Source organism: Bradyrhizobium genomosp. III (genome assembly GCF_000261705.1).
Lineage (GTDB): Bacteria > Pseudomonadota > Alphaproteobacteria > Rhizobiales > Xanthobacteraceae > Bradyrhizobium > Bradyrhizobium ottawaense.
The window spans coordinates 13,115-37,420 of record NZ_AJQF01000341.1; the positions used below are offsets into that span (position 1 = coordinate 13,115).

Here is a 24,306-nt window from a genome sequence, read left to right on the forward strand (position 1 = left end):
AAACCGCCCCAATGAAGCAACGGAGACAGTTTGCATGACAAAAGCTGGGAAACGCGTGGCCTGGGTCACGGGCGGCGGCAGTGGGATCGGCGAGGCCGGCGCCGAGGCGCTGGCGGCCGACGGTTGGACCGTGGTGGTCTCGGGCCGGCGCAAGGACGCCCTGGATACCGTGGTTGCCAAAATCGCCAAGGCGGGCGGGGCGGCCGAGGCCATCGCGCTGGACGTGGCCAACGCTGCGGAAGCCCAGAAAGCCGCCGATCAGATCGTCGCCAGGCACGGCCGCATCGACCTCCTGGTCAATAACGCCGGCATCAATGTTCCCAAGCGCAGCTGGAAGGACATGGAACTGGAGGGCTGGGACAAGTTGGTCCAGGTCAATCTCAACGGCGTGCTCTATTGCATGCGCGCGGTGCTGCCGACGATGCGCAAGCAGCAGGATGGCGCGATCATCAACGTCTCGTCCTGGGCCGGCCGCCACGTCTCGAAGATGCCGGGCCCGGCCTACACCACGACCAAGCATGCGGTGCTGGCACTGACCCATTCCTTCAACATGGACGAATGCGTCAACGGCCTGCGCGCCTGCTGCCTGATGCCGGGCGAGGTGGCGACGCCGATCCTCAAGCTGCGCCCGGTGGTGCCGAGCGAGGACGAGCAGGCCAGGATGCTGCAATCCGAAGATCTCGGCCGCACCATCGCCTTCATCGCGAGCATGCCGGCCAGGGTCTGCATCAACGAGGTGCTGATCAGCCCGACGCATAATCGCGGATTCATCCAGACGCCGAACAACAGGGATTGAGGCGCAGCGCGCGCGTCAATCTCCGCTGTCGTCCCGGGGCGCGACAACGTCGCGAACCCGGGACCCATAACCACAGGGAGAAGACGTCGCGCGAGACGGTAACTCCGAGTCTTCGCCAAACCACTCCCTGTGGCTATGGGTCCCGGATCGGCGCTTCGCTTGTCCGGGACGACAGCGGAGTGGGCGGATCGTTCGTGCATCACACGAACGTCCCCCCACATAGTTTCACGCATCACAAAGAATTTTTCCCCGAAACCACTTCGCCAACCCTCCCGTAGTTCGGTCCAACGACGGCGCTGCTGCTTCACGCCAACAGGTCGCAGCCGCCGTTGTTGCCCCAACGCAAGACCGGCCATCGCCGGTTACAATTCAATCGGGAGACTTTCCATGTCGAAGCGCATTGCCTATCTCGCCGCCGCCGCCTTCAGCGCCCTGGCCATCACCGCGACCGTCGTCGCGCCTGTCCGCGCCGAGGAGAAGACCGTCATGGTCGGCGGTGCCGCGATGTTCCCGTCCAAGAACATCGTCCAGAACGCGGTCAACTCGAAGGACCACACCACGCTGGTCGCGGCGGTGAAGGCGGCCGGCCTGGTGCCGACGCTGGAAGGCAAGGGTCCGTTCACGGTGTTTGCCCCGACCAACGCCGCCTTCGGCAAGCTGCCGGCCGGCACCGTCGACAATCTGGTCAAGCCCGAGAACAAGGCGACGCTGACCAAGATCCTCACCTACCATGTCGTGCCCGGCAAGCTCGAGGCCTCCGACCTCACCGAGGGCAAGAAGCTGAAGACCGCCGAAGGCGAGGAGCTGACGGTCAAGAAGATGGACGGCAAGACCTGGATCGTCGATGCCAAGGGCGGCACCTCGATGGTCACGATCTCCAACGTCAACCAGTCCAACGGCGTCATCCATGTGGTCGACACCGTGCTGATGCCGGCGACGTAACACCGCGGGCTCCTGTTTCATCCCGCAAGCAGGATGCGACGAAACGGCGAGCCGGGGGCACCCGGCTCGCTTTATTGTGACCGCCATAGCCCGACGCTATCGATTCGATGGCGGACAGGGCGTAACGAAAGCGGGCGCATCGGCGTATAATCGGTGTCACACGACGTTCAGGACGGAACCACCATGTCGAGCCTCACAGTCACCGACGAGCAGGTCAGCGCCGCCCCGGCCAAAGTGATCCAGCCGGCCTGGGTCCGCATCATGCACTGGGTCAATGCCCTCGCCATGATCCTGATGATCCTGTCGGGCTGGCAGATCTACAACGCCTCGCCGCTGTTCGGCTTCAGCTTTCCGCGCGAGTACACGCTCGGCGGATGGCTCGGCGGCGGCCTGCTCTGGCACTTTGCTGCGATGTGGCTGTTGATGATCAACGGCCTCGCCTATCTCGTCACGGGCTTTGCCACCGGCCGTTTCCGCAAGAAACTGTTTCCGATCACCCCGTCAGGCGTGCTCCATGACGTCAGGGCAGCGCTGACCTTCAAGCTCGGCCACGATGACCTCACCGTCTACAATTACGTGCAGCGCCTGCTCTATGCCGGCATCATCGTGGTCGGCGTGCTGATCGTGCTCACGGGCTTAGGGATGTGGAAGCCCGTGCAGCTCTATTATCTCGTCGCGCTGTTCGGCGACTACCCGACCGCGCGCTACATCCATTTCTTCTGCATGGCCGCGATCTGCGCGTTCCTCGTCGTTCACGTCCTGCTCGCGCTGCTCGTGCCTAAGAGCCTGCGCGCCATGATCATCGGCCGCTGAGGAGGAGAGCATGGCCAAGCGTTCATTCCTGATCCCCGGCGTCGACAAGCGGCTCTTGATCAAGGACTCCATCAAGACCATGCCCGACGTCACGCGCCGCCGCTTCATTGCGGGCGGCGCCAGCCTCGGCGCGCTGACGCTGCTCACCGGCTGCGATGTGATCGACTCGTCCTCGGCCGAGGAGATGCTGAAGCAGGTCTCGAAATTCAACGATGCCGTGCAGGCCTTCATCTTCAACCCCGACGCACTGGCGCCGACCTTCCCCGAGAGCGCGATCACGAAACCGTTCCCGTTCAACGCCTATTACGATCTCGACGACGCGCCTGACGTCGCTGGCGCCGACTGGAAGCTCGAGGTTCGCGGCCTCGTCGACAACAAGAAGTCGTGGACGCTGGACGAGCTCTACAAGTTGCCGCAAGTCACGCAAATCACCCGCCATATCTGCGTCGAGGGCTGGAGCGCGATCGGCAGCTGGACCGGCACGCCCTTGCGCGATTTCCTCAAGCTGATCGGCGCCGACACAAGCGCGAAATACGTCTGGTTCCAGTGCGCCGACAAGGACGGCTACAATTCGCCCTTGGACATGCGCAGCGCGCTGCATCCGCAGACCCAGATGACGTTCAAATACGCGAATGAAATCCTGCCGCGCGCCTACGGCTTCCCCATGAAGATCCGCGTGCCGACAAAACTCGGCTTCAAGAACCCGAAATACGTGGTCTCGATGGAAGTCACCAACGACTACAAGGGCGGCTATTGGGAAGACCAGGGGTATAATTCGTTTAGTGGGAGCTAGGCGCGCTGCCGTAGTGTGGGCAAAGCGCAAGCGTGCCCACCATTCCATCCATCATGAATAAAACCGTGGGCACAGCGCTCTTGCGCCTTTGCTCACCCTACGGCACCGTCTACCTGGCTGGCCCCACTTTCCGCTGACACAGCGCCGCGGCCGCCCCCAACGCCAGCAGCGCCGCCGATACATTCAGCGCGTAGCTCAAACTCCCCAGCGCGTCCGTGATGGCGCCGACCACGATCGGCCCCAGCGTTTGCCCGACGCCGAACGAGATCGTCATCGCCGCGATCGCGGTCGGCCACATCGCCGGCGGATAGTTGAAGCGCACGAAGGCGGTGGTCGAGCCGACCACGGCGAAGAAAGCGACGCCGAACACCACCGCGGAGACCGCGAGCCACGCCGGCGAATGCCCGAGCATCGGCAGGGCCGCACCCAGCGCGTTGGTGCCGAGGATGATGGCGGTGGCCAATCCGCCGCGGTCGAGCGCCAGCACGCCGCGCCAGGCCCAGGGTGTGACGAAGGCGGACAGGCCGATCAGGCCCCAGAACGCCGCCTGCGCTGCGGCCCCGCCGCCGCCGTCGCGCACATAGGCGATCATGAAGGTCATGTAGGCGATGTAGCCGGCGCCGAACAGGAAGTAGCCCGCGAGGTAGATCAGCACAGGACGAATCGCGAAGGCGGCGTGGCTGCCTTCCGAGAAACGCGCCCCGCTTTCGATGCGGATCAGGAACAGCGGCGCGGTCATCGCGGCCGAGAGCAGTGTCAGCGCCCACCACACCATCCACCACGAGCCCGGCCCGAAATATTGCAGCGTGAACGGAGCGATCAGCCCCGAGGACAGAATGCCGATGCCGGGTCCGGCATAGAACAGGCTGAGCAGGAAATTGGCCCGCTCCGGGCGCGACTGGGCGATGGTCGCAGCGAGCGCGCCGCCGGCGACGAAGCCGGCCGCGGCGCCGAGACCCAGCACGAGGCGCGCCAGGCTCAGCGCGACGAAATTCCCCGTCAGCGCGCAAATGGCGAGCGCGGCGACGCAGGCCAGGGTTCCGCCGCGGATCGCGGCCGCCCAGCCGACGCGCTGGATGAGGCGCGACGCCACCAGCGCGCCCACGAGATAGCCGACGGCGTTGATGGTGTTCATGAATCCGGCGGCCGAATAGGACCAGCCGAGGGTCTCCCGCATGTCGGGCAGCACCAGCGCATAGGCAAAGCGGCCGATGCCGAGCCCGACGGTGGCCGCCAGCGACAGGGTCAGGATCAGCCGCGCGGGATGCGCGTAGGGCAGGACGCGGTCAGGGGCGTGCAAGGGGTTCTCCGGCCTACCCAGTGTGGCACGCTCCGTCCGCCTTGCACAGCCGCACCCCGGCAATGGTGTCTTGCCAAGCGCGCAACGCCGCTCTAGCACTCCGGCCGGCCGTCATTCCGGGGCGCACGCGAAGCGGGCCCGCGCCAAGAGGCGCGTCCCGGAATGACGAGAGAGGATCGAGAAGGAAACGACCATGGCGACCCACAAACTGCTGCTGCTTCCCGGCGACGGTATCGGCCCCGAGGTGATGGGCGAGGTGAAGCGGCTGATCGACTGGCTCAATTCGGCCGGGATCGCCAAGTTCGAGACGGATACCGGCCTTGTCGGCGGCTCCGCCTATGACGCGCACAAGGTGTCGATCTCCGAGGGCGACATGGCCAAGGCGCTTGCCGCCGATGCCATCATCTTCGGCGCGGTCGGCGGTCCGAAGTGGGACGCGGTGCCCTACGAGGTGCGCCCGGAAGCCGGCCTGCTGCGCCTGCGCAAGGATCTGGCCTTGTTCGCCAACCTGCGTCCCGCCGTGTGCTACCCGGCGCTGGCGGAAGCCTCCAGCCTGAAGCGCGAGGCCGTCGAAGGCCTCGACATCATGATCGTGCGCGAGCTCACCGGCGGCGTCTATTTCGGCGAGCCCAAGACCATCACCGACCTCGGCAACGGCCAGAAGCGCGCCGTCGATACCCAGGTCTACGACACCTATGAGATCGAGCGCATCGGCCGCGTCGCCTTCGAGCTTGCCAGGAAGCGCAAGAACAAGGTGACGTCGATGGAGAAGCGCAACGTCATGAAGTCGGGCGTGCTCTGGAACGAGGTCATGACCCAGGTCCACAAGCGCGAATACCCTGATGTCACGCTCGAGCACCAGCTCGCCGATTCCGGCGGCATGATGCTGGTGAAATGGCCGAAGCAGTTCGACGTCATCGTCACCGACAATCTGTTCGGCGACATGCTGTCCGACATCGCGGCGATGCTGACGGGCTCGCTCGGCATGCTGCCTTCGGCTTCGCTCGGTGAGGTCGATGTGAAGAGCAAGAAGCGCAAGGCGCTGTACGAGCCCGTGCACGGCTCGGCGCCCGATATCGCAGGCCAGGGCCTCGCCAATCCGATTGCGATGATCTCGTCGTTCGGCATGGCGCTGCGCTACTCCTTCGACATGGGCGCGCTCGCCGACAAGGTCGACGCCGCGATCGCCGCGGTGCTCGCCAGTGGCCTGCGCACCGCCGACATCAAGTCGGAGGGCACCACGGCCGCCTCGACGACGCAGATGGGCGAAGCGATCCTGAAGGAATTGCAGAAGCTGCACGCCTAAGGCGGGCACAGCTCTCGTAGGGTGGGTCAGCCATGTGGACTGCGCGAAGCGCAGACCGCTTGGCGTAACCCACCTCTTCTGTCTCCGCGGAGACAAGCAGTGGTGGATTACGCCTTCGGCTAATCCACCCTACGGCATCTCGCAAAAACAAAAAGGCCGGGCGTAAGCCCGGCCTTTTGATTCGGATCGCTGTCCGCTCAGTACAGCGGGAAATTCTGCGGATAGCCGCCGACGTCCTGCGGCGGCGAGAGCGGCTGGCGGTCGATCGGGCGGTTGAGATTCTCGCGGGCGAAGGACGGATAGCCAACCGCCGGCGGGAAGGCGTAGTCGGAGAACTTGCGGTCGCCCGGATTGACCTCGGTGCCGCCGTCGAGCCAGGAGCGCTTGCTGACATAGATGCGGGTGCGGCCCTGCTGGTAGACGGCGTTGGGGCCGCTCGGGCCGTAATAGTGGCGGCCGCGCTCGTCATAGCGCTTGGTCTTGTTGTCAGCCGAGGCCGGCGTCGCAAGGGACAGGGCAATCACAGCGCCCGCCGCAAACAAGGTCGCCAGTTTGGCAGAGAATTTCCAGCTCATCACGTCCCCTTCAGGCGGCGCACCGCCAGTCGATTTCACCCCATACTAGCCCGGCCGGGGTGAGTGCAACTAGGTCTATTGGGTCACACCAGCTCGGAATAATCGTGCGCGCTGGCAAAAGTTGCATCAATACCAGCCACTTGAGCTTGATGCCGGTCAAAGCGCCCCGCGCAATTGCGCGTTGGCGGCGCCCAGCAGCCAGTCCGGCGAGCCCGCGAGGTCGCAAGCACGGCGCTTCAGCTCGGCACGGGCGAACAATTCCGCCAGCTTCGGCTCGTTGCCGGAGGTCAGCAGCGTCAGCCGGTTCAGCGTGCAGGCGATCGCCGCACGCCGGGCGGGCATTGTGTCGCCCTGGCAGGAGAAGCCGGAGATCTGCAAGCCTGGCTCCTCGTTGCGCTTGAGGTAGCCGAGGCAGGCCAGCGTCCCCTTGTCCGTGCCGATCGGCCGGAACAGCGCGACGGGGCCGAATTTCGTCTCGATCAGGCCGGCTTGCTCGAGCGGGGTGGCCACCCCGAGACCCATCTGGACGGCGAGGTCCGTCGCTACAGGACGGGCCACATCGAACTCGCCGCCTTCCCGATAGATTTCGAGCTCGGCCAGCGGCTGGTCCGCCGCGCTCGCCCAGCGCATCACGTCTTTGCGGCCGCCTTCGGGATGCCGAAGGATGGTGTAAGAGGCTGTTTTTTCTGATGAATCGATCCGGCTAAGGGCGAAAGCCGGGTGCGATCGGTCGGCCGTGCTCCAGCCCGGCTTGTCTGCGGGATCATCGCCGCGCAGCTCGGGCAACTGACCCAGCGCCGCGAGGGCGAGGATGGCAAACAGAGCGAGCGCCCCCACATAGGCGATCAGGCGCGCCAGCGTGCCGACCACCTCGTCGGCGAAGGCTGCCAGCGTCAGATAGAGATGGGTCCGGGTGGAGATTGCGGCCGTGCTGGCCTCAGGCGACTGCATCCACGTCCCTAAGGCATGGTCCAACGTTGTCTTGAGGCCGGTTCTCGCATAGAAGCGCTGCTCTTCCTGTTTAAGCGTCAGCTTCAGGAACGGGCTTTTTCATCGGAGAGTGAACGATGGGTTACAAAGTCGCAGTCGTCGGCGCGACCGGCAATGTCGGACGGGAAATGCTCAACATCCTCGATGAGCGCAAATTCCCCGCGGACGAGGTCGTGGCGCTGGCGTCGCGCCGCAGCATCGGCGTCGAGGTCTCCTATGGCGACCGCACCCTGAAGTGCAAGGCGCTCGAGCACTTTGATTTCTCCGATGTCGACATCTGCCTGATGTCGGCGGGCGGCGAGGTGTCGAAGGAATGGTCGCCGAAGATCGGCGCCGCCGGCGCCGTCGTGATCGACAATTCCTCGGCCTGGCGCATGGATCCGGACGTGCCGCTGATCGTGCCGGAGGTGAATGCGGCTGCGACCGAAGGCTTCAAGAAGAAGAACATCATCGCCAACCCGAACTGCTCGACCGCGCAGCTCGTGGTCGCGCTCAAGCCGCTGCACGACAAGGCGACCATCAAGCGCGTCGTGGTCTCGACCTATCAATCGGTGTCGGGCGCCGGCAAGGACGGGATGGACGAGCTGTTCTCGCAGACCAAGGCCGTCTACACCAATGACGAGCTGGTCGCGAAGAAATTCCCCAAGCGGATCGCCTTCAACGTCATCCCCCACATCGACGTCTTCATGGAGGACGGCTACACCAAGGAAGAGTGGAAGATGATGGCGGAGACCAAGAAGATTCTTGATCCCAAGATCAAGCTCTCCGCTACTTGTGTGCGCGTGCCCGTGTTCGTCGGCCACTCCGAGGCCGTCAACATCGAGTTCGAGAATCCGATCAGCGCGGACGAAGCGCGCAACATCCTGCGCACGGCGCCCGGCTGCCTCGTCATCGACAAGCAGGAGCCCGGCGGCTACGCCACGCCTTACGAAGCGGCCGGCGAGGACGCGACTTACATCAGCCGCATCCGCGAGGACGCGACGGTGGAGAACGGCCTCGTGCTGTGGTGCGTGTCCGACAACCTCCGCAAGGGCGCAGCCCTCAACGCGATCCAGATCGCGGAAGTGCTGATCAACCGCAAGCTGATCAGCGCGAAGAAGAAGGCGGCCTGACGAACTCTCTCCTGTCGTCCCGGACAAGCGCGCAACAAGCGCGCGCAGATCCGGGACCCATAACCACAGGAAGTGGTTTGGCGCGAAGCTGGTAACTCCGGGTCTTCGCAAAATTATTGCTGCGGCGTATGGGTCCCGGATCTGCGCTTGCGCTTGTCCGGGACGACGATCTCGTTTGACGCGGCAGCTGACGAAATCTCGCCCTACGCCACGCTACGCGCGTTCTTGAATTCCTTGCTCGCCTTGTCCAGCACGAACAGCGATCCCTCCGCGACGCCGAAATAGGCGCCGTGGGTCTGCATCTGGCCGCTGTCGACCGCCTTCTGCACGAACGGGAACGTCATCAGGTTTTCCAGGCTGCGGAACACCGCGGCCTTCTCGATGCGCTCGACGAATTGCGCCATGCTCTCATGGTCACGTTGCTCGACCACTTCACCCGGCTTGATGAACATCTGCATCCATTTGCCGATGAAGTCGCCGGGCGTCAGCGGCTCGATCTTGTCGACGAAGGCGCGGATGCCGCCGCATTGCGCGTGGCCGAGCACCACGATGTGCTTCACCTTCAGCACCGTCACCGCATATTCCAGCGCGGCCGAGACGCCATGCGCGTTGCCGTCGGGCTGATACACCGGCACCAGATTGGCGATGTTGCGGACCACGAACAATTCGCCCGGGCCGACGTCGAAGATCACCTCGGGCGAGACGCGACTGTCGCAGCAGCCGATCACCATTACTTCCGGCGACTGCCCCTTCACCGACAGGTCGCGGTAGCGGGTCTGCTCGGTCGGCAGCCGCTGGGTGGCGAAGGCCCTGTAGCCTTCCAGCAAATGCTCTGGGAATGCGGTCATGGCCTATGCCTAAACATATACCGCCGAGGCGAACAAGCCTTTCGAATAGGCAGACCAGATGTTATCGCCTGTGGCTGTTTGCTTGAGCATGATCCTTGCCGGAAAATCGCCGCACAGTTTTCCGGATCGTGCTCTACAACCGCCTCAGGAAACCGGAAGGAACGCTTGCATGACCCGCCCGCGCCGCAGCCATCTGTTCATGCCCGGCTCCAACCCCCGCGCGTTGGAAAAGGCGCGCAATCTCGCCGCCGACGGCCTGATCCTCGATCTGGAAGATTCCGTCGCTCCCGACGCCAAGGCGGTGGCGCGCGATGGAATCGCGGCGGCCATCGCGGCCAAGGGGTTCGGCAAGCGCGAGATCCTGATCCGGACCAACGGTCTCGACACGCCCTGGTGGGCCGACGATCTCGCCATGGCCGCCAAGGCCTCGCCCGACGGCATCCTGGTTCCAAAAGTTTCAAGTATCGAAGATCTCGATACGATCGGCCTCCGTCTTACCGAGCTTGGCGCGGCGCCGACGGTGAAGGTCTGGGCCATGATCGAGACCGCGCGCGCCGTGCTGCACGCGGAGGAGCTGGCCGAGGCCGGGCGCGATCAATCGCGGCGCCTCTCCGGCTTCGTGTTCGGCCCGAACGACATCTCACGCGAAACGCGCATCAAGATGCTGCCCGGCCGCGCCGCGATGATCCCGATGATCACGCACTGCATCCTGGCGACGCGCGCCCACGGCCTCGAAATCCTCGACGGCCCCTACAGCGACATCGCCAATTCCGACGGCTTTGCCACCGAATGCGCGCAGGGCCGCGATCTCGGCTTCGACGGCAAGACGCTGATCCACCCCTCGCAGATCGACGCCTGCAACGCGATCTTCACGCCGCCCGAAGAGGAAGTCGCGCGCGCACGAAAAATCATCGCGGCGTTCGAGCTGCCGGAGAACGTCTCGCGCGGCGCGATCCGCTTGGACGGCGCGATGGTGGAGCGGCTGCACGCCGACATGGCCCGGCGCACGATCGCAATCGCGGATGCCATTGCGGCGATGAGCAAGGGCTGAAGCGTCAACTCGAAAAAGCGATATCCGCTGTTCCGCGACAAACGGCCATCTTCTGTTCGCCAAGAGCAGAGGACGGTGCGGCCAATTCCTCGCAATACATCCGATCGATGTTGCGCTGCATGAGCGCATAACAATCGCATGCGACCTTCTCGAGCCGCGCCCGATCGATCTCTACAAACCCGCGCCCGTCGGACGGGACCGCGCCGGCCTCGCGTAGCTTGCTCATCGTCAGAGTTACTGTCGTCCGTCGCACCCCAAGCAGCTGCGCAAGCGCCTCCTGCGTCACCGGAAGCCGGTCATCGGGCACGCGGTCGTGAAGCTGCAGGAGCCACCGCGCCATGCGGCCATCCACCCGGTGCAGCGCGTTGCAAGCGGCTACGTGCTGGAGCTGCAATAACACCGCGCGGGCGTGGACTTGCACGACGTTCCTGATGGCTGTGCTTTGCGCAAAGGCGGCGCGAAATTTGGCGGCGGAAATCAGCGATGCTGTGCCGGCTATGCGAGTAACCGCGGTCACGGATGAAAGCGACGGGCCGAGCACGGAGAACGAGGCCAAAGCGCCTTCCCGTCCCATCAAGGTGGTTGCGACCGTTTGCCCGTCCGGCATATCGAGCATGAAGGCGATTGCGCCGCTATGGGGAAAATAAACCGGGTCGAGCTCATCGCCCGACCGCACCAGGATGGCATCGGGTTCGAACGAGACTTTCTGGAAGTAGGGCGTGAGCAAGCCGAGATCCGCCGGCGGCAACGCCGCCAGTAGCCGATTCCCGATGCCCGCGCGGTGGACGGTCACGATGCTTTCTTGTGAACGGGCACCCAATGAACGACGGGATCGATCTACTTCATTTGCCATGATTATCCGAAATACGAATTGCCCGAAGGGAAACTATCCAAACAGAGCCATTCGTCGAGATCAAGCACGGATAATTGCGGAGACCTTGTCGGCATCCTCCTCGCGCAAACGGGATCTTGCATACATCATACTATTCGCGATCTTTTGCCGCTCGGCGAGGTGCACCACGTGCTGATCGACCAGTGATGGTTGCAGCAGCGCGCGAGTTTAACCTTGTCCCGGCGCGGACCTCTGGGGAGATCTGCTATACCCCCGGGTACAGCGGACATCCTTGCGCCGATCCCAAGGTAGGGATTGATGAGTGTGCGGCGAGCGAAATCTTCTGCGCCGCTCACCGCGGCGCGTCCCTTGTGATTGCACAGCGGGCAGACCCGCTTCCTGTCGGGCAGCAATTGCGGCTGTGCGCGCTGACACCCCGTCGTGCAACGAGTCCTTCTTGCGTCCAACAACGTCATCTCGCGTCTCGACTCCTTCGTCCGACGGACTGTGGCAATCACCCGCATCCGTCGCGCCGCGACCTCTCGGTGCGCGCTTTGAGGTGATGTTGCGCGGAAGCACCTCGTGCGAATGCACGCGTGAATTTGATGTTTCGCGCCTGCCAACGTTGGACGCCGCGTGAAATCAAAGCATCAGTCGACAACGCTCTCGTCTGCGTCTCGCGCCGAGATCTCGCTCAATACACTAGATGCCTTCTATTCCAGATACCTTCTATTTGGCGATGCTCGCCTGGCTGTTTATTGCACTCTTTGTCTCGTCGGCGTGATGAGACGGGGCATCAATAAGAAAAGACTCCGGGGTACTATGATTCACGATTGGAACGGCACGCGCGTATTTTGGCTCGTGTCCGTATCGATGCTGCTGACCACGACATCGTCATTCGCACAGCAATCCAACGTTCAACCGTCGACCGGATCCGGACAGTCGCTTCCTCCGGTTGCCGTATCTGCGCCGGAGCGCCGCGCTGTTCCCGTCCGGAGACAGCATTCGTCCAATGCAATGCGCGCAAGGCGCCAGGCCGCTGGGCGTCAGAGCGCGCCGGCAGCAAGCGCACCTGCGACGGTCGGCGCGCAGCGTGCCGCATTGCCGGTGCCGTATGTCGGCGGACAAGTCGCGCGAGGTGGCCAGCTCGGCCTGCTCGGCAACAAAGACTACATGGATACGCCATACAGTCTCGCCAGCTATACGGAGAAGACCATCCGTGACCAGCAGGCGACCAGCGTCGCCGAGGTTCTGACCAATTCCGATCCGTCGGTCCGCGCGGCAATCGGCAGCAGCAACCGCTATGACGCACTGACCATTCGCGGCTTCCGGGTCGAGAACAGCGAGATCGCGTTGAACGGGCTGTACGGTCTGGTGCCGGCCTATCGTGTCAACCCGGCGCCGATCGAGCGTATCGAATTGCTCAAGGGCCCGGGCGCGTTCCTCAACGGCATGGCCCCGCAGGGAAGCATCGGCGGTAGCGTCAATGTCGTGACCAAACGTGCTTACGAAGATCTGACGCGCCTGACCGTCGGCTACATGTCGAATGCCCGCTTTGGCACGGAGGTCGACGTGGCGCGCCGCTACGGTGATCAGAAGGAATGGGGCGTCCGGTTCAATGGCGGGTTCAATGGTGGAGACACCACGATCGACCGCCAATCGGTGCGTGACGGTGTCGGTTCGCTCGGTGTCGACTACCGCGGCGAGCGCTTTCGGTGGTCGGCCGATGTCATCTATCAGGACGACTGGATGAAAGCTGCGGCGCGCGGCTATACGCCGGTCAAGGGCATCGCGGTGCCCAATGCGCCGGATCCTCGCATCAATCTCGCCCAGCCCTTCGACTATGCCCGCACAAAGAGCCTCACGGGCCTGACGCGCGCTGAATACGACCTGTCCAACAACGTCACCATGTTCGGCGCCATCGGCGCCAACCAATTCGGTTATGACAAGCGGGAGGCGCCGGGAGCGACGATCCTCACGACCTCGGGCGACGCACTTTCAACGTCGCGCTTCCAGACCGGCAAGTCCGAGGCCGTGTCTGGCGAAGCCGGTGTTCGGGCGCGGTTCGATACAGGCCCGGTCGGGCATGAAGTCGTGGTCAGCGGCAGTGTCCTGAACCGAACCGACTGGCTCGGTCAGACCAATTACGGGAACTATCTCACCAACATCTACACACCCACGCTGCTGGCGGGCCCCGGCACACCGGTGTCGTCCCTCGCCGAGGGCAAGTCCGACTTTCTCGGCCTGCGAAGCGTCGGCGTTGCCGATACGCTCTCGATGATGAACGGGATGCTTCAGGTGACCGTCGGCGCCAGACAGCAGCAGGTCATTGCGAACGGCTTTGATCCCGCGAGCGGTCTGGAGACCGCCCACTATGACCAGAGCGCGACGTCGCCCTCCGTGGCCCTGCTGGTGCGACCGATCAAGGAAGTGTCCTTTTACGCCAGCTACATCGAAGGTCTTTCGCCCGGTCCCACGCCGCCGGCCGGCGCAGCCAACACCAACGCGGTGTTCGCTCCCTTCAAGACCAGGCAATACGAGGTCGGCACCAAGCTCGATCTCGGTCGCTTCGGCGCGAGCCTGGCGGCGTTCCAGATCAGCCTGCCGAGCGGCGTCGTCGATCCCGCCACCAAGATCTATAGCCTCGACGGCGAACAGAGAAACCGCGGCGTCGAGCTCAACACCTTCGGCGAAGTGGCGCCGGGGATCCGGGTTCTGGGCGGCGTGACTTATCTCGATGCACGGCTCACGAAGACCGAAGGGCACCTCCATGACGGAAATCATGCGGTCGGTGCTCCGGGCTGGCAGAGCAATCTTGGCATCGAGTGGGATGCGCCCTTCCTGCCTGGACTGACGGCGACGGCTCGCACGATCGACACCAGCCGGGCCTATGTCAGCACCGACAACATCCAGAGCGTCCCCGCGTGGATGACCTTCGACCTCGGGGCACGCTATGCTACCAGCCTGGCTGGGCGGCCGACCACGTTCCGCGGGTCCGTCACCAATCTGTTCGACAATCGCTACTGGATCGGCAATCCGACCGGCTATGTGATCAGCGGCATGCCGCGGACGCTGTGGCTATCGATGTCGGTTGACTTCTGACGCGGAATGAGCCGGCGTTGCGCCGCCTCACCGCGGCGCGACATCGGCGCGGTCGAGCGATTCCAGCGTCGCGGCATTGCCGCAGTAGCCGTGATAATTCTCCGCGGCGGTGCCCTCTGCGAGATCGCGGTCGCATTGTCCCTTGTTGTTACAGAGCGAGCAGACCCGCTCCATGTCGCGGAGCAGCAGCGGCTGCGCGCGGCCGAGGCCTTCGGCGCTGATGCCGAGCTGCTGCAGCATCATTGGCAGCTCGTCGGCAGAATGCTTGCCGTGGCGGACCAGTTCCTCGAGATCGTCAGGCGCGATCCTCAAGTCGCTCGCGATCCGGTCGAAATCGGCGCGATCGAGCTGCCGCATCTCGTTCAGCTCGCGGCGGTGCTTCAGCCAGCTCGCAAAGGAGTCGATGAGGTCCTGGACGATGGGATATGGCCTGCTTGCGGTGCTCATGGAAAGCTCCCTTCGGACAGCGGAATTGGAGCGAATTAAGCACAATGATGCAGGGGCGCGTTGCGCTGGATCAAACTCGATCGAGCGAGATTGATCGCGTGTCCCGGACGCGGTGCGGCGCGAAGTGCCGCTCCGCAGAGCCGGGACCCATCTCGCCACGTTACTGGGCCCCGGCTCAGCAGCGCATCACCAAGAGGTGCTGCGCAGCGTCCGGGGCACGAGAGCTAAGCAAACCGCTCCGCCGCCCAGGCATACAGGCTGCCGGGAATCGGCTTTTCGCCGCCGCGGCCCTTGGGCGAGATGTGGAGGCCGATGATCTCGGGGTGGGTGACGAGGCCGAGATAGCTCGAGGGATCGAAGAACAATTTTGGTTCCGCATGCACGGCATAGAACGATTGCTTCGGCAGCGCGCAAGCGAGCTCGCCGGTGCGGCGCGCGAGCGCGGTGAGTGCCGCGGGGCCGAAGATCGCGACACGAATATCGGAGAGACGGTTCGAGCTGCCGCGCAGGCGGCGCATCATGAAGGTGATGCGATGACGGACCGACAGCCAGTTCGGCGTCAGCTCCTCCTGCTCCATCAGCTCCTCGAAGGCGGCGACGATGCCGTGCCCGGGCGGCAGGTAGATCACGGAATTGCCGAGCTGGCGTGGCCGCTCCCAGGCAAAGTAGGGTTTTGCCGGATCGATCTCGACCGGCTTCAAGAGCAGCACATCGGCGTCGAGCCAGAGGCCGAGATCCTTCGCCATCAGCTTCATGCGGAAGAAATCGCTGAACTGCAGCGTGGTCCAGTCGCGCCAGCTTCCATCCGGTTGCGGCGGCCGCAAGCGTTCCGAGAACGCGTGCGGCAGGATCGCTTCGGCGTCCGCGTTTGCGACGCCGGCGGGTAGGCCGGGAATGGTGTCGAAGCTGTAGACCGTGACCTTGTGGCCGGCCGCGAGCTGCGAGCGCAGACAGGTCTGGCGCAGCGCATCCATCGGGCCATGCCAGAAGGTGACGATCTCGGGCAGCATGCGGCGAAGCTATACGGGATAAGCGAGGCAAAGAAAAAGCCCCGGCGCTGTCGGCACCGGGGCTGAATGAAGACGCAAGCTCAGGCCCAGGCGCGTTCGCGCTTGAGCTTGTCCTCATAGGTGTCGATCGAGGCCTTCTTCTCCATCGTGAGGCCGATGTCGTCGAGGCCGTTGATCAGGCAGTGCTTGCGGAACGGATCGATCTCGAACTCGACCTTGCCGCCGTCGGGGCCGCGGATCTCCTGGTTCGGCAGGTCGATCGTCAGCGTCGCATTGGCGCCGCGCTCGGCATCGTCGAACAGCTTGTCGAGGTCTTCCTGGCTGACGCGGATCGGCAGAATGCCGTTCTTGAAGCAGTTGTTGTAGAAGATGTCGCCGAACGAGGTCGAGATCACGCAGCGGATGCCGAAGTCGAGCAGCGCCCAGGGCGCGTGCTCGCGGCTCGAGCCGCAGCCGAAATTGTCGCCGGCGACCAGCACCTTCGCATTGCGATAGGCGGGCTGATTGAGGACGAAATCCGGATTCTCGCTGCCGTCGTCCTTGTAGCGCTGCTCGGAGAAGAGCCCCTTGCCAAGGCCGGTGCGCTTGATGGTCTTGAGGTACTGCTTCGGAATGATCATGTCGGTGTCGACATTGATGATCTTCAGCGGCGCCGCGACGCCTTCCAGCGTGGTGAACTTGTCCATGGTTGCGCTTTCCCGGATGGGTCTAGGGGAACAGGTATTTATCGCGATCGGGGCCGGAATCCTAGGCCGAATTCGGCAGGTCTACTCTGCCTGAGCCTCAATCGCCGCCATATCGTCGTCCGACAGGCCAAAATGGTGGCCGATCTCGTGGATCAGGACGTGGCGGACGATATGGCCGAGGCTCTCGTCGTGCTCGGCCCAGTAATCAAGGATCGGCCGGCGGTAGAGCCAGACCATGTTGGGCAGCCGCGCCACGTCGCCAAGGCTCTGCTGCGGCAGGCCGACGCCCTGGAACAGGCCGAGCAGGTCGAACTCGCTCTCGCATTCCATTTCGTCCAGGACCTCCTCGGTCGGGAAGTCGTCGACGCGGAGGATCACGCCCTCGCACAGCCTACGAAATTCCGCCGGCAGGCGCTCGAAGATGTCGTGTGCCGTCGCTTCCATCTCGGCCAGCGAAGGCGCTTTCAATTCCGTCCACATGAGGCTCTCTTAGCGCGGGTTTCCCGCTGATGCATCCCGCTTTATAAAGCGCGGCGAGGTTGACGGGCGCCGCCAAAACGGGGAGCGTGGGCCTCGAATGGGACGTTTCAGGTGGGCGGAAAAATGCGAGCGAAAACAGCGCTGACGCTACTGTGCATGGGGTTGTTTTCGCCGTTTTGCGTTGGCGCCGAGGCGCAGACCGCCGGCTCCGAGATTCGCCTCGCCCAGGCAGCCCCGCCTGATGCCCCGCCGCCGCGCAAGCGGCCGCCGCGCTTGCGCGTCACGCCCTATTACAGTCCTGACGGCGTCTATCCGCGCTACAATCCCGGTCCCGACGCGGTCCGCGAATGCAACGCGACCTATGTGCAGGAATACCGGCCGAGCGGCACGGTGATCGTGCCGCGGATGAGCTGCTACTGGCGCCGCGGCTGATGCCGGTTCGACGCTCGCGCGCAGCGCGGGAGCCTCAAGGGGTCGTCATGGCGAGATGGTTTGCATTGGCCGTTGTCGTCGCGCTTGCCGCGGGCCTGCCTCGCGCGTCCGCGGCGCCGAGGGTGGCGGAGGCCTCGGCCGGGATCGCCGTCTTCGACGTGCGACGACACGCACGAACCCAAGGCATTGCGCGGCCCATCGTGCGCCATGATCCCCGCTATTACGCGCGGCCGGTCCACTACCGTCCTTATCCCTACCGCGTGCCCGCGCCGTTCGTGTTCGGCTACGGGCCGTTCTGGTGACGTCCTAGCCGGCGGGCGCAAATCCCTTGACCAGTAATACGGTCGCCTGCGCGCCGGCCTTGCGGTCGCGCGAAATCTCCTCGTAGTCGGGTGAGTTCGAGAAGGCGAGGAAGGCGGCCTCGTCCGGAAACGACATCATGACCAGCTTGTCGTGCGGCCACGCCCCTTCGAGCACGCGCGGTCGCTCATCGGCAGCGAGCAGCCGCCCATTGTACTTCTTGAACACATCGAAGAACCGCGCCTGATAGCGATCGTAGGCCGCGCGGTCGGTCATCTTCAATTGTGCAATCGCGTAGACGGTCATCTCAAGACTTCCTTCCCTTAGCGGCACAGCGCCGCAGCGCGCCGCCCGCCTCGTTCATTCATGGCGCGTTCACATCGCTGTCCGCAATTTAACCCCGGGAGCGACTGCAATTGAACAGGGATGACGCGGGCCGGGAACGAGCATCGCCACTCCGCTGTCCAGATTCAGGGAGAAGTCCATGCTGAGGAGTTTGGGTCTCCGGGCAGGCCCGATGCGCCTGCTCGGGATTGCAGCTGCGGCGACGCTGATGCTGTCGGCCGGAACCGCGCGTCGTGCTGAAGCGCTGACCTTGATCAATCCGGCGACGTCACCCGCGACGAAGGCCGCGGCCGACGACCTCGTCACGAAGGTTCGCCACGGCGGCGGTGGACATGGCGGTGGCGGGCATTTTCACGGTGGTGGAGGCTTCCGCGGTGGCGGAGGACATATCGGCGGTTTCCGCGGCGGTGGATTCCATGGCGGCCATATCGGCCGCTTCCGCGCCGCGCCGGCCTTCCATGGCGGCGGCTATCGCTATGGCGGTGTTCACCGCTACGGCGGATTTCATCGCTACGGGATCTATCGGCCTCACTACGGCCATCGCCACTTCCACCGGCGCTATTATGTCGGCGGCTATTATCCCTACTACCATTATCCGCGCCGCTGCCGGGTCATCTGGACCTATTACGGCCCGCGCCGCATCTGCCGCTGGCATCGCTGGCACCATCCGTATCGGTACTATTGGTAGGCACGATCGACGTGTAAAGGGCGCCTCAGCGGCGCCCTTTGCTCGTCCGGCGGCTAAAGCCAATCCTTCAGCTTCCACGACGAAGCTTTCCACCGCATCAGGGTCTCGACCTTCCACTGCTTGAACATCGCGGGCGGCCAGCGGCTGAGCTTCGAGATCTCCTCGATCTCGGGCTTGGCGACGATGTGCAGGCGCGGCGCGCGCCGGCGGTGCTGGCGCGTGGCCTCGCCGATCAGGTCGACATATTCAGGCTTGTTGGCCATGGCGCGCGTCCTCGCGAAAACCTCGCGAGGACGAGAGTGTCAGGCGATCGTTTAACGGCGGTTTGCCGCGATCGCTACAATTGCAGGGACCGGCTTAGCGCCAGTCCCTGACGTCGACGAAATGACCCGCGATCGCCGCCGCTGCCGCCATCGCCGGCGACACCAGATGGGTGCGGCCCTTGAAGCCCTGGCGGCCCTCGAAATTGCGGTTCGAGGTCGAGGCGCAGCGCTCTTGCGGGGCCAGCTTGTCCGGGTTCATCGCGAGGCACATCGAGCAACCGGGCTCGCGCCATTCGAAGCCGGCCTTGATGAAGATCTTATCCAGACCTTCGGCTTCGGCCTGCTCCTTCACGAGGCCGGAGCCCGGCACGACCATGGCGTTGACATGCGCTGAGACGGTCTTGCCTTCGGCAATCTTCGCCGCCGCGCGCAAGTCCTCGATGCGGCCATTGGTGCAGGAGCCGATGAAGATGCGGTCGACCTTGATGTCGGTGATCTTGGTGCCCGCGGTGAGGCCCATGTACTTCAGCGCGCGGTGCTTGGAGAGGCGCTTGGCCTCGTCCGCGATCTTGTCAGGGTCGGGCACGATGCCGGTCACGGAGATGACGTCCTCAGGGCTGGTGCCCCAGGTCACGATCGGCGGCAGCTTGGCGGCATCGAGGCGCAGCTCGTTGTCGAAATGCGCGCCCTCGTCGGAGCGCAACTTCTCCCAGTAGCGCATCGCCGCGTCCCAGTCCGCGCCCTTCGGCGCCTTCGGGCGGCCACGCAGGAAGTCGAACGCCTTCTGGTCGGGCGCGACCAGGCCGGCGCGCGCGCCGCCTTCGATCGACATGTTGCAGACCGTCATGCGGCCTTCCATGCTGAGCGCGCTGATGGCGTCGCCGGCGTATTCCAGCACGTAGCCGGTGCCGCCCGCGGTGCCGATCTCGCCGATGATGGCGAGGATGATGTCCTTGCCCGTCACGCCGTCGGGCAATTTGCCATCGACGGTGACGCGCATGTTCTTCGCCTTCTTCTGGATCAGCGTCTGCGTCGCCAGCACGTGCTCGACCTCGGAAGTGCCGATGCCGTGCGCGAGCGCGCCGAACGCGCCATGCGTCGAGGTGTGGCTGTCACCGCAGACGATGGTGGTGCCGGGCAGGGTAAAACCCTGCTCGGGGCCGATGACGTGGACGACACCCTGGCGCTTGTCGAACTCGTTGTAATATTCGATGCCGAATTCCTTGGCGTTCTCGGCCAGCGCCTTGATCTGCTCGATGCTTTCAGGATCGGGATTCGGCTTGGTGCGATCGGTGGTCGGCACGTTGTGGTCGACGACGGCGAGCGTCTTCTCGGGCGCATGAACCTTGCGCCCCGTCGCGCGCAGGCCTTCGAACGCCTGCGGCGAGGTCACCTCGTGCACCAGATGGCGATCGATATAAAGCAGGCAGGTGCCGTCCTCGGCTTCGTGCACCAGATGGTCGTTCCAGATCTTGTCGTACAATGTGGTCGGCTTGGACATGAGCGTCAGCTCCGAAAGAATGTTGTGTCAGCGGATAGGCGCGCGCGGCGCGCGGGCAACAAAATCGTCAGCGCAGCTTTTAGGCTGCGCGCGTAAGCTCTGACGTTGCCGAGGTCGCGAAGCGTCCGAAGAACCGGCCAGGAAGCCGCGAGCGATCGTCGATGACGATGCGCTTGACGGGGGCGAGGCTGGTCCGATCTGGAAACATTCCAAGAATATATAGCAGGCCGAATTGGAAGCGCGAGTGATTTGACGCGCACGGCTGACGCAACAAAAAAGCGCGGAGCCGAGCCCCGCGCTTTCGAAAACTTGCCTGGTGGGGCGGAGCTTACTCGCCGACCGCGGTCTGGCGGTCCTGCTTCTCGACGATGCGGGCCGACTTGCCGCGAAGGCTGCGGAGGTAATAGAGCTTGGCGCGACGCACCTTGCCGCGGCGCACCACCTTGATCGAGTCGATCATCGGCGACATCACCGGGAACACGCGCTCCACGCCCTCGCCGTAGGAGATCTTGCGGACGGTGAAGCTCTCGTTGAGCCCACCGCCGGAACGGCCGATGCAGACGCCTTCATAGGCCTGCACGCGGGTGCGGTCGCCTTCGACGACCTTCACGTTGACGATCACGGTGTCGCCGGGACCGAATTCCGGGATGTCCTTGCCAGCGGACAGCTTGTCGAATTGCTCTTGCTCGAGCTGCTTGATCAGGTTCATGGGTAAATCTCCATCAGCGCGCCCAGCCGCAGATCGGGGGCTGCGCGAAATTCGTCTATCCAGCTATTGCGGATGTGGCCGCTCCTATAAGGCAAGCCGGAGCGTTTGTCACCCGTCTGTCTTGTTTTTTGGCGTTTTTTGGCGTCCCGCCCGATTCGGGGCCTTGGGGGGGATCTGGGCCCATAAATCCGGCCGCCGGGCCGCCGTGAGGGCCTCGGATTGCGCCCGTCGCCAGCTGGCAACCTTGGCGTGGTCGCCCGAGGTCAGGATATCAGGGATCGGAGCGCCCTCGAACAGCTGCGGCCGGGTGTATTGGGGGTATTCAAGCAGGCCGTCGGAGAAGCTTTCCTCGGTTCCCGAGGCCTCCTTGCCCATCACGCCCGGCAGCAGCCGCACGCAGGCGTCGATCAGGGCCAAAGCGGCGATTTCGCCCCCCGAGAGCACGTAATCCCCGATCGAGACCTCCTCCAGGCCCCGCCCGTCGATCACCCGCTGGTCGATCCCCTCGAAGCGCCCGCAGATGATCAGGGGGCCGGGGCCCTGGGCGAGCTCTGTGACGCGGGCCTGGGTCAATGGCCGCCCCCTCGGGCTCATCAGCAGTCGCGGCCGCTCGGGGGCGATCTCGGCGGCATCGATGGCCGCCGCCAGAACATCCGCCCGCAGCACCATGCCCGGCCCGCCGCCGGCCGGGGTGTCGTCAACGCTGCGGTGGCGGTCAGTGGCGGACGCCCGGATGTCCCGCGCCTCGATCTCCCACAGCCCGGAGGCCAGCGCCCGGCCGGCCAGGCTCACGCCAAGCGGCCCCGGAAACATCTCCGGAAACAGCGTCAGCACCGTCGCGCGCCAGGGTGAGGGGGTTGTCATCGGATCTCAATTCTCGTCGTCCCGGACAAGCGCAGCGCAGATCCGGGACCCATAACCACCGCAGCCAGTTTTGCGATGGCTGGAGCCATCAGCTTAGCCAAAAACCACGGCCTGTGGTTATGGGTCCCCGCGTTCGCGGGGACGACTCGTGGAGGGATCATTGTCATCGCCCTCGATCTCCTGCGGCAGCGCGATCACGACGCGGCCGCCTTTGAGATCGACCTCCGGCACCACTGCGTTCGTGAACGGCAGCAGCATCGTCGTGCCCTTGGGTGGAGCGATCTCGATGATGTCGCCGGCGCCGAAATTATGGATCGCGAGCACGCGGCCGAGCGCATCGCCTTCCGTGGTGACGGCGGCGAGCCCGATCAGATCGGTGTGGTAATATTCGTCGTCGTCGGTCGCGGGCAGTTTTTCGCGCGCGACGTAGAGCTCGATGCCGTTGAGGCGCTCGGCCTCATCGCGGGTCGTGACGCCCTTGAACGTCGCGACCAGATGATCTTTTGCCTCGCGCGCCGTTGCTACCTCGAACTGGCGCTTGCCGTCCTTGGACAGCAGCGGGCCATAGCGCCTGACGGCAAAGGGATCCTCGGTGAAGGTCCACAATTTGACCGCACCGCGCACACCATGCGCGGCGCCGATCCGCGCGACGCAGACCAGCGCCGACATGACCTAGCCTTAGCCCTTCGCGGCGGCTTCGGCCTGCGCCTTGCGCTCCTTGCGCGGCACGGCCTTCTCGGGGTTGTTGCGCGCTTCGCGCTTCTTGACGCCGGCAGCGTCGAGGAAACGCGCCACGCGGTCGGACGGCTGCGCGCCCTTGGCGAGCCAGGCCTTCACCTTGTCCATGTCGAGCTTCAGACGAGTCTCGTTGTCCTTCGGCAGCAGCGGGTTGAAATAGCCGAGACGCTCGATGAAGCGGCCATCGCGGGGGAAGCGCGAGTCGGCGACGACGACGTGATAGACGGGACGCTTCTTGGTGCCTGCGCGGGCGAGGCGGATAACGACGGACATTCAGTTCTCCTTCAAAGTACAGTTTGTTCGGTTGATTGGTATTTTCGCGCCGCGCGAGACCGTGCGATCCCTCGTGACGAATTCCTCATTTCTTCTTGCCGGGAAAACCGCCGAGGCCCGGCAGCATCGGCTTGCCGCTGAGGCCCGTGAGCCCCGGCACATTCGGCAGGCCCTGACGCAAGCCGGCAGGCAGATCCTTCGGCAAATTGGGCAGACCCTGTCCGCCGCCGCTCTGCATCTTCTCCTGCAGCGCCTTCATCTCTTCCGGCGAGGGCGGCTTCATGCCGCCGCCAAAGCCCATGGCCTGCGCGATGCCGGCGAGCGGGCCGCGCTTGCCCGAGCCCATCGCCTTCATCACGTCAGCCATGTTCCGGTGCATCTTGAGCAGCTTGTTGACCTGCTCGACGCTCTGGCCGGACCCTGCAGCGATACGCTTCTTGCGGCTGGCCTTGAGCAAATCGGGATGACGGCGCTCGTCGCGCGTCATGGAATCGATCACCGCGACCTGGCGCTTCAGGATCTTGTCGTCGATGCCGGCGGCCGCAATCTGGTTCTTCATCTTGGCGATGCCGGGCATCATGCCCATCAGCCCGCTGATGCCGCCCATATTGGCCATCTGCAGCAGCTGCTCGCGCATGTCATTGAGGTCGAACTGACCCTTGCGCATGCGCTCGGCGGTGCGCGCGGCCTTCTCGGCGTCGATATTGGCGGCGGCACGTTCGACCAGCGACACCACGTCGCCCATGCCAAGGATGCGGCCGGCAATACGATCGGGGTGGAAATCTTCCAGCGCGTCGGTCTTTTCACCGGTGCCGATCAGCTTGATCGGCTTGCCGGTGACCGCGCGCATCGACAGCGCAGCACCGCCGCGGCCGTCGCCGTCGACGCGGGTCAGCACGATGCCGGTGAGGCCGACGCGCTGATCGAACGCGCGCGCGAGGTTCACGGCGTCCTGACCGGTGAGGCTGTCGGCGACCAGCAGCACTTCATGCGGATTGGCCGCAGCTTTGATCGCGGCGGCTTCCGCCATCATATCTTCGTCGAGCGTGGTGCGGCCGGCGGTGTCGAGCAGCACGATGTCGTAGCCGCCGAGCTTACCGGCTTCCAGCG

The 24,306-nt window shown here is 64.4% G+C and carries 27 protein-coding genes and 1 pseudogene; 11 read left to right on the top strand and 17 right to left on the bottom strand.

What is annotated here, in order from left to right; all coding sequences use genetic code 11:
- Positions 1-34 precede the first annotated feature (34 nt).
- From IC66_RS0127570 to IC66_RS0127585, 4 genes are all read left to right on the top strand, one after another.
- On the top strand, positions 35-796 hold the full coding sequence (locus IC66_RS0127570; protein WP_028139269.1) for an SDR family oxidoreductase: 762 nt from the start codon (positions 35-37) through the stop codon (positions 794-796).
- A gap of 387 nt (positions 797-1,183) precedes the next feature.
- Complete coding sequence (locus IC66_RS0127575) at positions 1,184-1,738, top strand: fasciclin domain-containing protein (RefSeq protein WP_028139268.1); 555 nt, start codon at positions 1,184-1,186, stop codon at positions 1,736-1,738.
- Between the two features lie 183 nt (positions 1,739-1,921).
- Positions 1,922-2,551, top strand: a complete 630-nt coding sequence (locus IC66_RS0127580; RefSeq protein WP_028139267.1) for a cytochrome b/b6 domain-containing protein — start codon at positions 1,922-1,924, stop codon at positions 2,549-2,551.
- A 10-nt stretch (positions 2,552-2,561) separates the two neighbouring features.
- On the top strand, positions 2,562-3,344 hold the full coding sequence (locus tag IC66_RS0127585) for a molybdopterin-binding protein (protein WP_038949832.1): 783 nt from the start codon (positions 2,562-2,564) through the stop codon (positions 3,342-3,344).
- Positions 3,345-3,453: 109 nt separating this feature from the next.
- Here the strand turns inward: IC66_RS0127585 and IC66_RS0127590 are convergent, their stop codons facing one another.
- Positions 3,454-4,644 (bottom strand): YbfB/YjiJ family MFS transporter, encoded by a 1,191-nt coding sequence (locus tag IC66_RS0127590; RefSeq protein ID WP_028139265.1) that lies wholly within the window; start codon positions 4,642-4,644, stop codon positions 3,454-3,456.
- A 193-nt stretch (positions 4,645-4,837) separates the two neighbouring features.
- On the opposite strand from IC66_RS0127590, the gene leuB reads away from it, so the two are divergent.
- On the top strand, positions 4,838-5,950 hold the full coding sequence (gene leuB, locus IC66_RS0127595) for a 3-isopropylmalate dehydrogenase (protein ID WP_038949833.1): 1,113 nt from the start codon (positions 4,838-4,840) through the stop codon (positions 5,948-5,950).
- Between the two features lie 197 nt (positions 5,951-6,147).
- Here the strand turns inward: leuB and IC66_RS0127600 are convergent, their stop codons facing one another.
- Both IC66_RS0127600 and IC66_RS0127605 read right to left on the bottom strand, forming a co-directional pair.
- On the bottom strand, positions 6,148-6,525 hold the full coding sequence (locus IC66_RS0127600) for a hypothetical protein (protein WP_028139263.1): 378 nt from the start codon (positions 6,523-6,525) through the stop codon (positions 6,148-6,150).
- Positions 6,526-6,681: 156 nt separating this feature from the next.
- Positions 6,682-7,476 carry a hypothetical protein gene (locus IC66_RS0127605; RefSeq protein ID WP_028139262.1) on the bottom strand — a complete coding sequence of 265 codons (795 nt, stop codon included), beginning with the start codon at positions 7,474-7,476 and terminating at the stop codon, positions 6,682-6,684.
- 116 nt (positions 7,477-7,592) lie between these two features.
- Between IC66_RS0127605 and IC66_RS0127610 the strand changes: the two genes are divergently transcribed.
- A complete protein-coding gene (locus tag IC66_RS0127610; protein ID WP_028139261.1) occupies positions 7,593-8,627 on the top strand; it encodes an aspartate-semialdehyde dehydrogenase in 1,035 nt (344 codons plus the stop codon).
- A gap of 203 nt (positions 8,628-8,830) precedes the next feature.
- Here IC66_RS0127610 and IC66_RS0127615 read toward each other — a convergent pair whose 3' ends face one another.
- Positions 8,831-9,475 carry a carbonic anhydrase gene (locus IC66_RS0127615; RefSeq protein ID WP_028139260.1) on the bottom strand — a complete coding sequence of 215 codons (645 nt, stop codon included), beginning with the start codon at positions 9,473-9,475 and terminating at the stop codon, positions 8,831-8,833.
- Positions 9,476-9,644: 169 nt separating this feature from the next.
- Here IC66_RS0127615 and IC66_RS0127620 point away from each other — a divergent pair, with 169 nt between their 5' ends.
- Positions 9,645-10,526 carry an HpcH/HpaI aldolase/citrate lyase family protein gene (locus IC66_RS0127620; RefSeq protein WP_028139259.1) on the top strand — a complete coding sequence of 294 codons (882 nt, stop codon included), beginning with the start codon at positions 9,645-9,647 and terminating at the stop codon, positions 10,524-10,526.
- Positions 10,527-10,530: 4 nt separating this feature from the next.
- Here IC66_RS0127620 and IC66_RS0127625 read toward each other — a convergent pair whose 3' ends face one another.
- On the bottom strand, positions 10,531-11,379 hold the full coding sequence (locus IC66_RS0127625; protein ID WP_244429177.1) for a Crp/Fnr family transcriptional regulator: 849 nt from the start codon (positions 11,377-11,379) through the stop codon (positions 10,531-10,533).
- A 996-nt stretch (positions 11,380-12,375) separates the two neighbouring features.
- Between IC66_RS0127625 and IC66_RS0127630 the strand changes: the two genes are divergently transcribed.
- The gene (locus IC66_RS0127630) at positions 12,376-14,460 is read left to right on the top strand and encodes a TonB-dependent receptor (RefSeq protein ID WP_049806652.1); all 2,085 of its coding nucleotides are present in this window, start codon (positions 12,376-12,378) and stop codon (positions 14,458-14,460) included.
- Positions 14,461-14,487: 27 nt separating this feature from the next.
- On the opposite strand, the gene IC66_RS0127635 is transcribed toward IC66_RS0127630, so the two are convergent.
- The 4 genes from IC66_RS0127635 to IC66_RS0127650 form a co-directional block, all read right to left on the bottom strand.
- On the bottom strand, positions 14,488-14,907 hold the full coding sequence (locus IC66_RS0127635) for a hypothetical protein (protein ID WP_028139258.1): 420 nt from the start codon (positions 14,905-14,907) through the stop codon (positions 14,488-14,490).
- A gap of 224 nt (positions 14,908-15,131) precedes the next feature.
- A complete protein-coding gene (locus IC66_RS0127640; RefSeq protein WP_038949837.1) occupies positions 15,132-15,917 on the bottom strand; it encodes a hypothetical protein in 786 nt (261 codons plus the stop codon).
- Positions 15,918-15,997: 80 nt separating this feature from the next.
- The gene (leuD, locus tag IC66_RS0127645; protein WP_038949838.1) at positions 15,998-16,603 is read right to left on the bottom strand and encodes a 3-isopropylmalate dehydratase small subunit; all 606 of its coding nucleotides are present in this window, start codon (positions 16,601-16,603) and stop codon (positions 15,998-16,000) included.
- Between the two features lie 81 nt (positions 16,604-16,684).
- Positions 16,685-17,083: a metallopeptidase family protein gene (locus IC66_RS0127650; RefSeq protein WP_028139256.1), complete on the bottom strand. Its 399-nt coding sequence runs from the start codon at positions 17,081-17,083 to the stop codon at positions 16,685-16,687.
- 156 nt (positions 17,084-17,239) lie between these two features.
- Here IC66_RS0127650 and IC66_RS0127655 point away from each other — a divergent pair, with 156 nt between their 5' ends.
- Both IC66_RS0127655 and IC66_RS0127660 read left to right on the top strand, forming a co-directional pair.
- On the top strand, positions 17,240-17,515 hold the full coding sequence (locus IC66_RS0127655; RefSeq protein ID WP_028139255.1) for a hypothetical protein: 276 nt from the start codon (positions 17,240-17,242) through the stop codon (positions 17,513-17,515).
- Positions 17,516-17,562: 47 nt separating this feature from the next.
- Positions 17,563-17,817, top strand: a complete 255-nt coding sequence (locus IC66_RS0127660) for a hypothetical protein (protein WP_038949839.1) — start codon at positions 17,563-17,565, stop codon at positions 17,815-17,817.
- Positions 17,818-17,821: 4 nt separating this feature from the next.
- Here IC66_RS0127660 and IC66_RS0127665 read toward each other — a convergent pair whose 3' ends face one another.
- Positions 17,822-18,121, bottom strand: a complete 300-nt coding sequence (locus IC66_RS0127665) for a DUF1330 domain-containing protein (protein ID WP_018318908.1) — start codon at positions 18,119-18,121, stop codon at positions 17,822-17,824.
- Between the two features lie 178 nt (positions 18,122-18,299).
- Between IC66_RS0127665 and IC66_RS0127670 the strand changes: the two genes are divergently transcribed.
- Complete coding sequence (locus IC66_RS0127670; RefSeq protein WP_028139252.1) at positions 18,300-18,848, top strand: hypothetical protein; 549 nt, start codon at positions 18,300-18,302, stop codon at positions 18,846-18,848.
- Between the two features lie 53 nt (positions 18,849-18,901).
- Here IC66_RS0127670 and IC66_RS0127675 read toward each other — a convergent pair whose 3' ends face one another.
- The 7 genes and pseudogenes from IC66_RS0127675 to IC66_RS0127710 all read right to left on the bottom strand — a co-directional run.
- Positions 18,902-19,111 (bottom strand): hypothetical protein, encoded by a 210-nt coding sequence (locus tag IC66_RS0127675; RefSeq protein ID WP_028139251.1) that lies wholly within the window; start codon positions 19,109-19,111, stop codon positions 18,902-18,904.
- A 94-nt stretch (positions 19,112-19,205) separates the two neighbouring features.
- Positions 19,206-20,612: a 3-isopropylmalate dehydratase large subunit gene (gene leuC, locus IC66_RS0127680; RefSeq protein WP_038949840.1), complete on the bottom strand. Its 1,407-nt coding sequence runs from the start codon at positions 20,610-20,612 to the stop codon at positions 19,206-19,208.
- Between the two features lie 328 nt (positions 20,613-20,940).
- Positions 20,941-21,321, bottom strand: coding sequence for a 50S ribosomal protein L19 (gene rplS, locus IC66_RS0127690; RefSeq protein ID WP_028139249.1), 381 nt, complete (start codon positions 21,319-21,321; stop codon positions 20,941-20,943).
- A 108-nt stretch (positions 21,322-21,429) separates the two neighbouring features.
- Complete coding sequence (gene trmD / locus IC66_RS0127695; RefSeq protein ID WP_028139248.1) at positions 21,430-22,185, bottom strand: tRNA (guanosine(37)-N1)-methyltransferase TrmD; 756 nt, start codon at positions 22,183-22,185, stop codon at positions 21,430-21,432.
- A 117-nt stretch (positions 22,186-22,302) separates the two neighbouring features.
- The gene (rimM, locus tag IC66_RS0127700; protein WP_038949842.1) at positions 22,303-22,854 is read right to left on the bottom strand and encodes a ribosome maturation factor RimM; all 552 of its coding nucleotides are present in this window, start codon (positions 22,852-22,854) and stop codon (positions 22,303-22,305) included.
- Between the two features lie 9 nt (positions 22,855-22,863).
- On the bottom strand, positions 22,864-23,196 hold the full coding sequence (gene rpsP, locus IC66_RS0127705; protein ID WP_008133080.1) for a 30S ribosomal protein S16: 333 nt from the start codon (positions 23,194-23,196) through the stop codon (positions 22,864-22,866).
- A gap of 85 nt (positions 23,197-23,281) precedes the next feature.
- A pseudogene (locus tag IC66_RS0127710) lies at positions 23,282-24,306 on the bottom strand (signal recognition particle protein); the annotation flags it as partial.

Bases quoted from the DNA above. Each gene is read 5' to 3' on its own strand.
- IC66_RS0127620 (WP_028139259.1), top strand. From the start codon at position 9,645: ATGACCCGCCCGCGCCGCAGCCATCTGTTCATGCCCGGCTCCAACCCC.
- IC66_RS0127605 (WP_028139262.1), bottom strand. From the start codon at position 7,476: ATGCAGTCGCCTGAGGCCAGCACGGCCGCAATCTCCACCCGGACCCAT.
- leuB (WP_038949833.1), top strand. From the start codon at position 4,838: ATGGCGACCCACAAACTGCTGCTGCTTCCCGGCGACGGTATCGGCCCC.
- IC66_RS0127655 (WP_028139255.1), top strand. From the start codon at position 17,240: ATGGGGTTGTTTTCGCCGTTTTGCGTTGGCGCCGAGGCGCAGACCGCC.
- IC66_RS0127600 (WP_028139263.1), bottom strand. From the start codon at position 6,525: ATGAGCTGGAAATTCTCTGCCAAACTGGCGACCTTGTTTGCGGCGGGC.
- IC66_RS0127665 (WP_018318908.1), bottom strand. From the start codon at position 18,121: ATGACCGTCTACGCGATTGCACAATTGAAGATGACCGACCGCGCGGCC.
- IC66_RS0127585 (WP_038949832.1), top strand. From the start codon at position 2,562: ATGGCCAAGCGTTCATTCCTGATCCCCGGCGTCGACAAGCGGCTCTTG.
- IC66_RS0127570 (WP_028139269.1), top strand. From the start codon at position 35: ATGACAAAAGCTGGGAAACGCGTGGCCTGGGTCACGGGCGGCGGCAGT.
- IC66_RS0127580 (WP_028139267.1), top strand. From the start codon at position 1,922: ATGTCGAGCCTCACAGTCACCGACGAGCAGGTCAGCGCCGCCCCGGCC.
- IC66_RS0127660 (WP_038949839.1), top strand. From the start codon at position 17,563: ATGGCGAGATGGTTTGCATTGGCCGTTGTCGTCGCGCTTGCCGCGGGC.
- rplS (WP_028139249.1), bottom strand. From the start codon at position 21,321: ATGAACCTGATCAAGCAGCTCGAGCAAGAGCAATTCGACAAGCTGTCC.
- IC66_RS0127670 (WP_028139252.1), top strand. From the start codon at position 18,300: ATGCTGAGGAGTTTGGGTCTCCGGGCAGGCCCGATGCGCCTGCTCGGG.
- IC66_RS0127615 (WP_028139260.1), bottom strand. From the start codon at position 9,475: ATGACCGCATTCCCAGAGCATTTGCTGGAAGGCTACAGGGCCTTCGCC.
- IC66_RS0127630 (WP_049806652.1), top strand. From the start codon at position 12,376: ATGCGCGCAAGGCGCCAGGCCGCTGGGCGTCAGAGCGCGCCGGCAGCA.
- trmD (WP_028139248.1), bottom strand. From the start codon at position 22,185: ATGACAACCCCCTCACCCTGGCGCGCGACGGTGCTGACGCTGTTTCCG.
- rimM (WP_038949842.1), bottom strand. From the start codon at position 22,854: ATGTCGGCGCTGGTCTGCGTCGCGCGGATCGGCGCCGCGCATGGTGTG.
- IC66_RS0127675 (WP_028139251.1), bottom strand. From the start codon at position 19,111: ATGGCCAACAAGCCTGAATATGTCGACCTGATCGGCGAGGCCACGCGC.
- IC66_RS0127625 (WP_244429177.1), bottom strand. From the start codon at position 11,379: ATGGCAAATGAAGTAGATCGATCCCGTCGTTCATTGGGTGCCCGTTCA.
- IC66_RS0127635 (WP_028139258.1), bottom strand. From the start codon at position 14,907: ATGAGCACCGCAAGCAGGCCATATCCCATCGTCCAGGACCTCATCGAC.
- leuC (WP_038949840.1), bottom strand. From the start codon at position 20,612: ATGTCCAAGCCGACCACATTGTACGACAAGATCTGGAACGACCATCTG.
- IC66_RS0127610 (WP_028139261.1), top strand. From the start codon at position 7,593: ATGGGTTACAAAGTCGCAGTCGTCGGCGCGACCGGCAATGTCGGACGG.
- IC66_RS0127650 (WP_028139256.1), bottom strand. From the start codon at position 17,083: ATGTGGACGGAATTGAAAGCGCCTTCGCTGGCCGAGATGGAAGCGACG.
- IC66_RS0127640 (WP_038949837.1), bottom strand. From the start codon at position 15,917: ATGCTGCCCGAGATCGTCACCTTCTGGCATGGCCCGATGGATGCGCTG.
- rpsP (WP_008133080.1), bottom strand. From the start codon at position 23,196: ATGTCCGTCGTTATCCGCCTCGCCCGCGCAGGCACCAAGAAGCGTCCC.
- leuD (WP_038949838.1), bottom strand. From the start codon at position 16,603: ATGGACAAGTTCACCACGCTGGAAGGCGTCGCGGCGCCGCTGAAGATC.
- IC66_RS0127575 (WP_028139268.1), top strand. From the start codon at position 1,184: ATGTCGAAGCGCATTGCCTATCTCGCCGCCGCCGCCTTCAGCGCCCTG.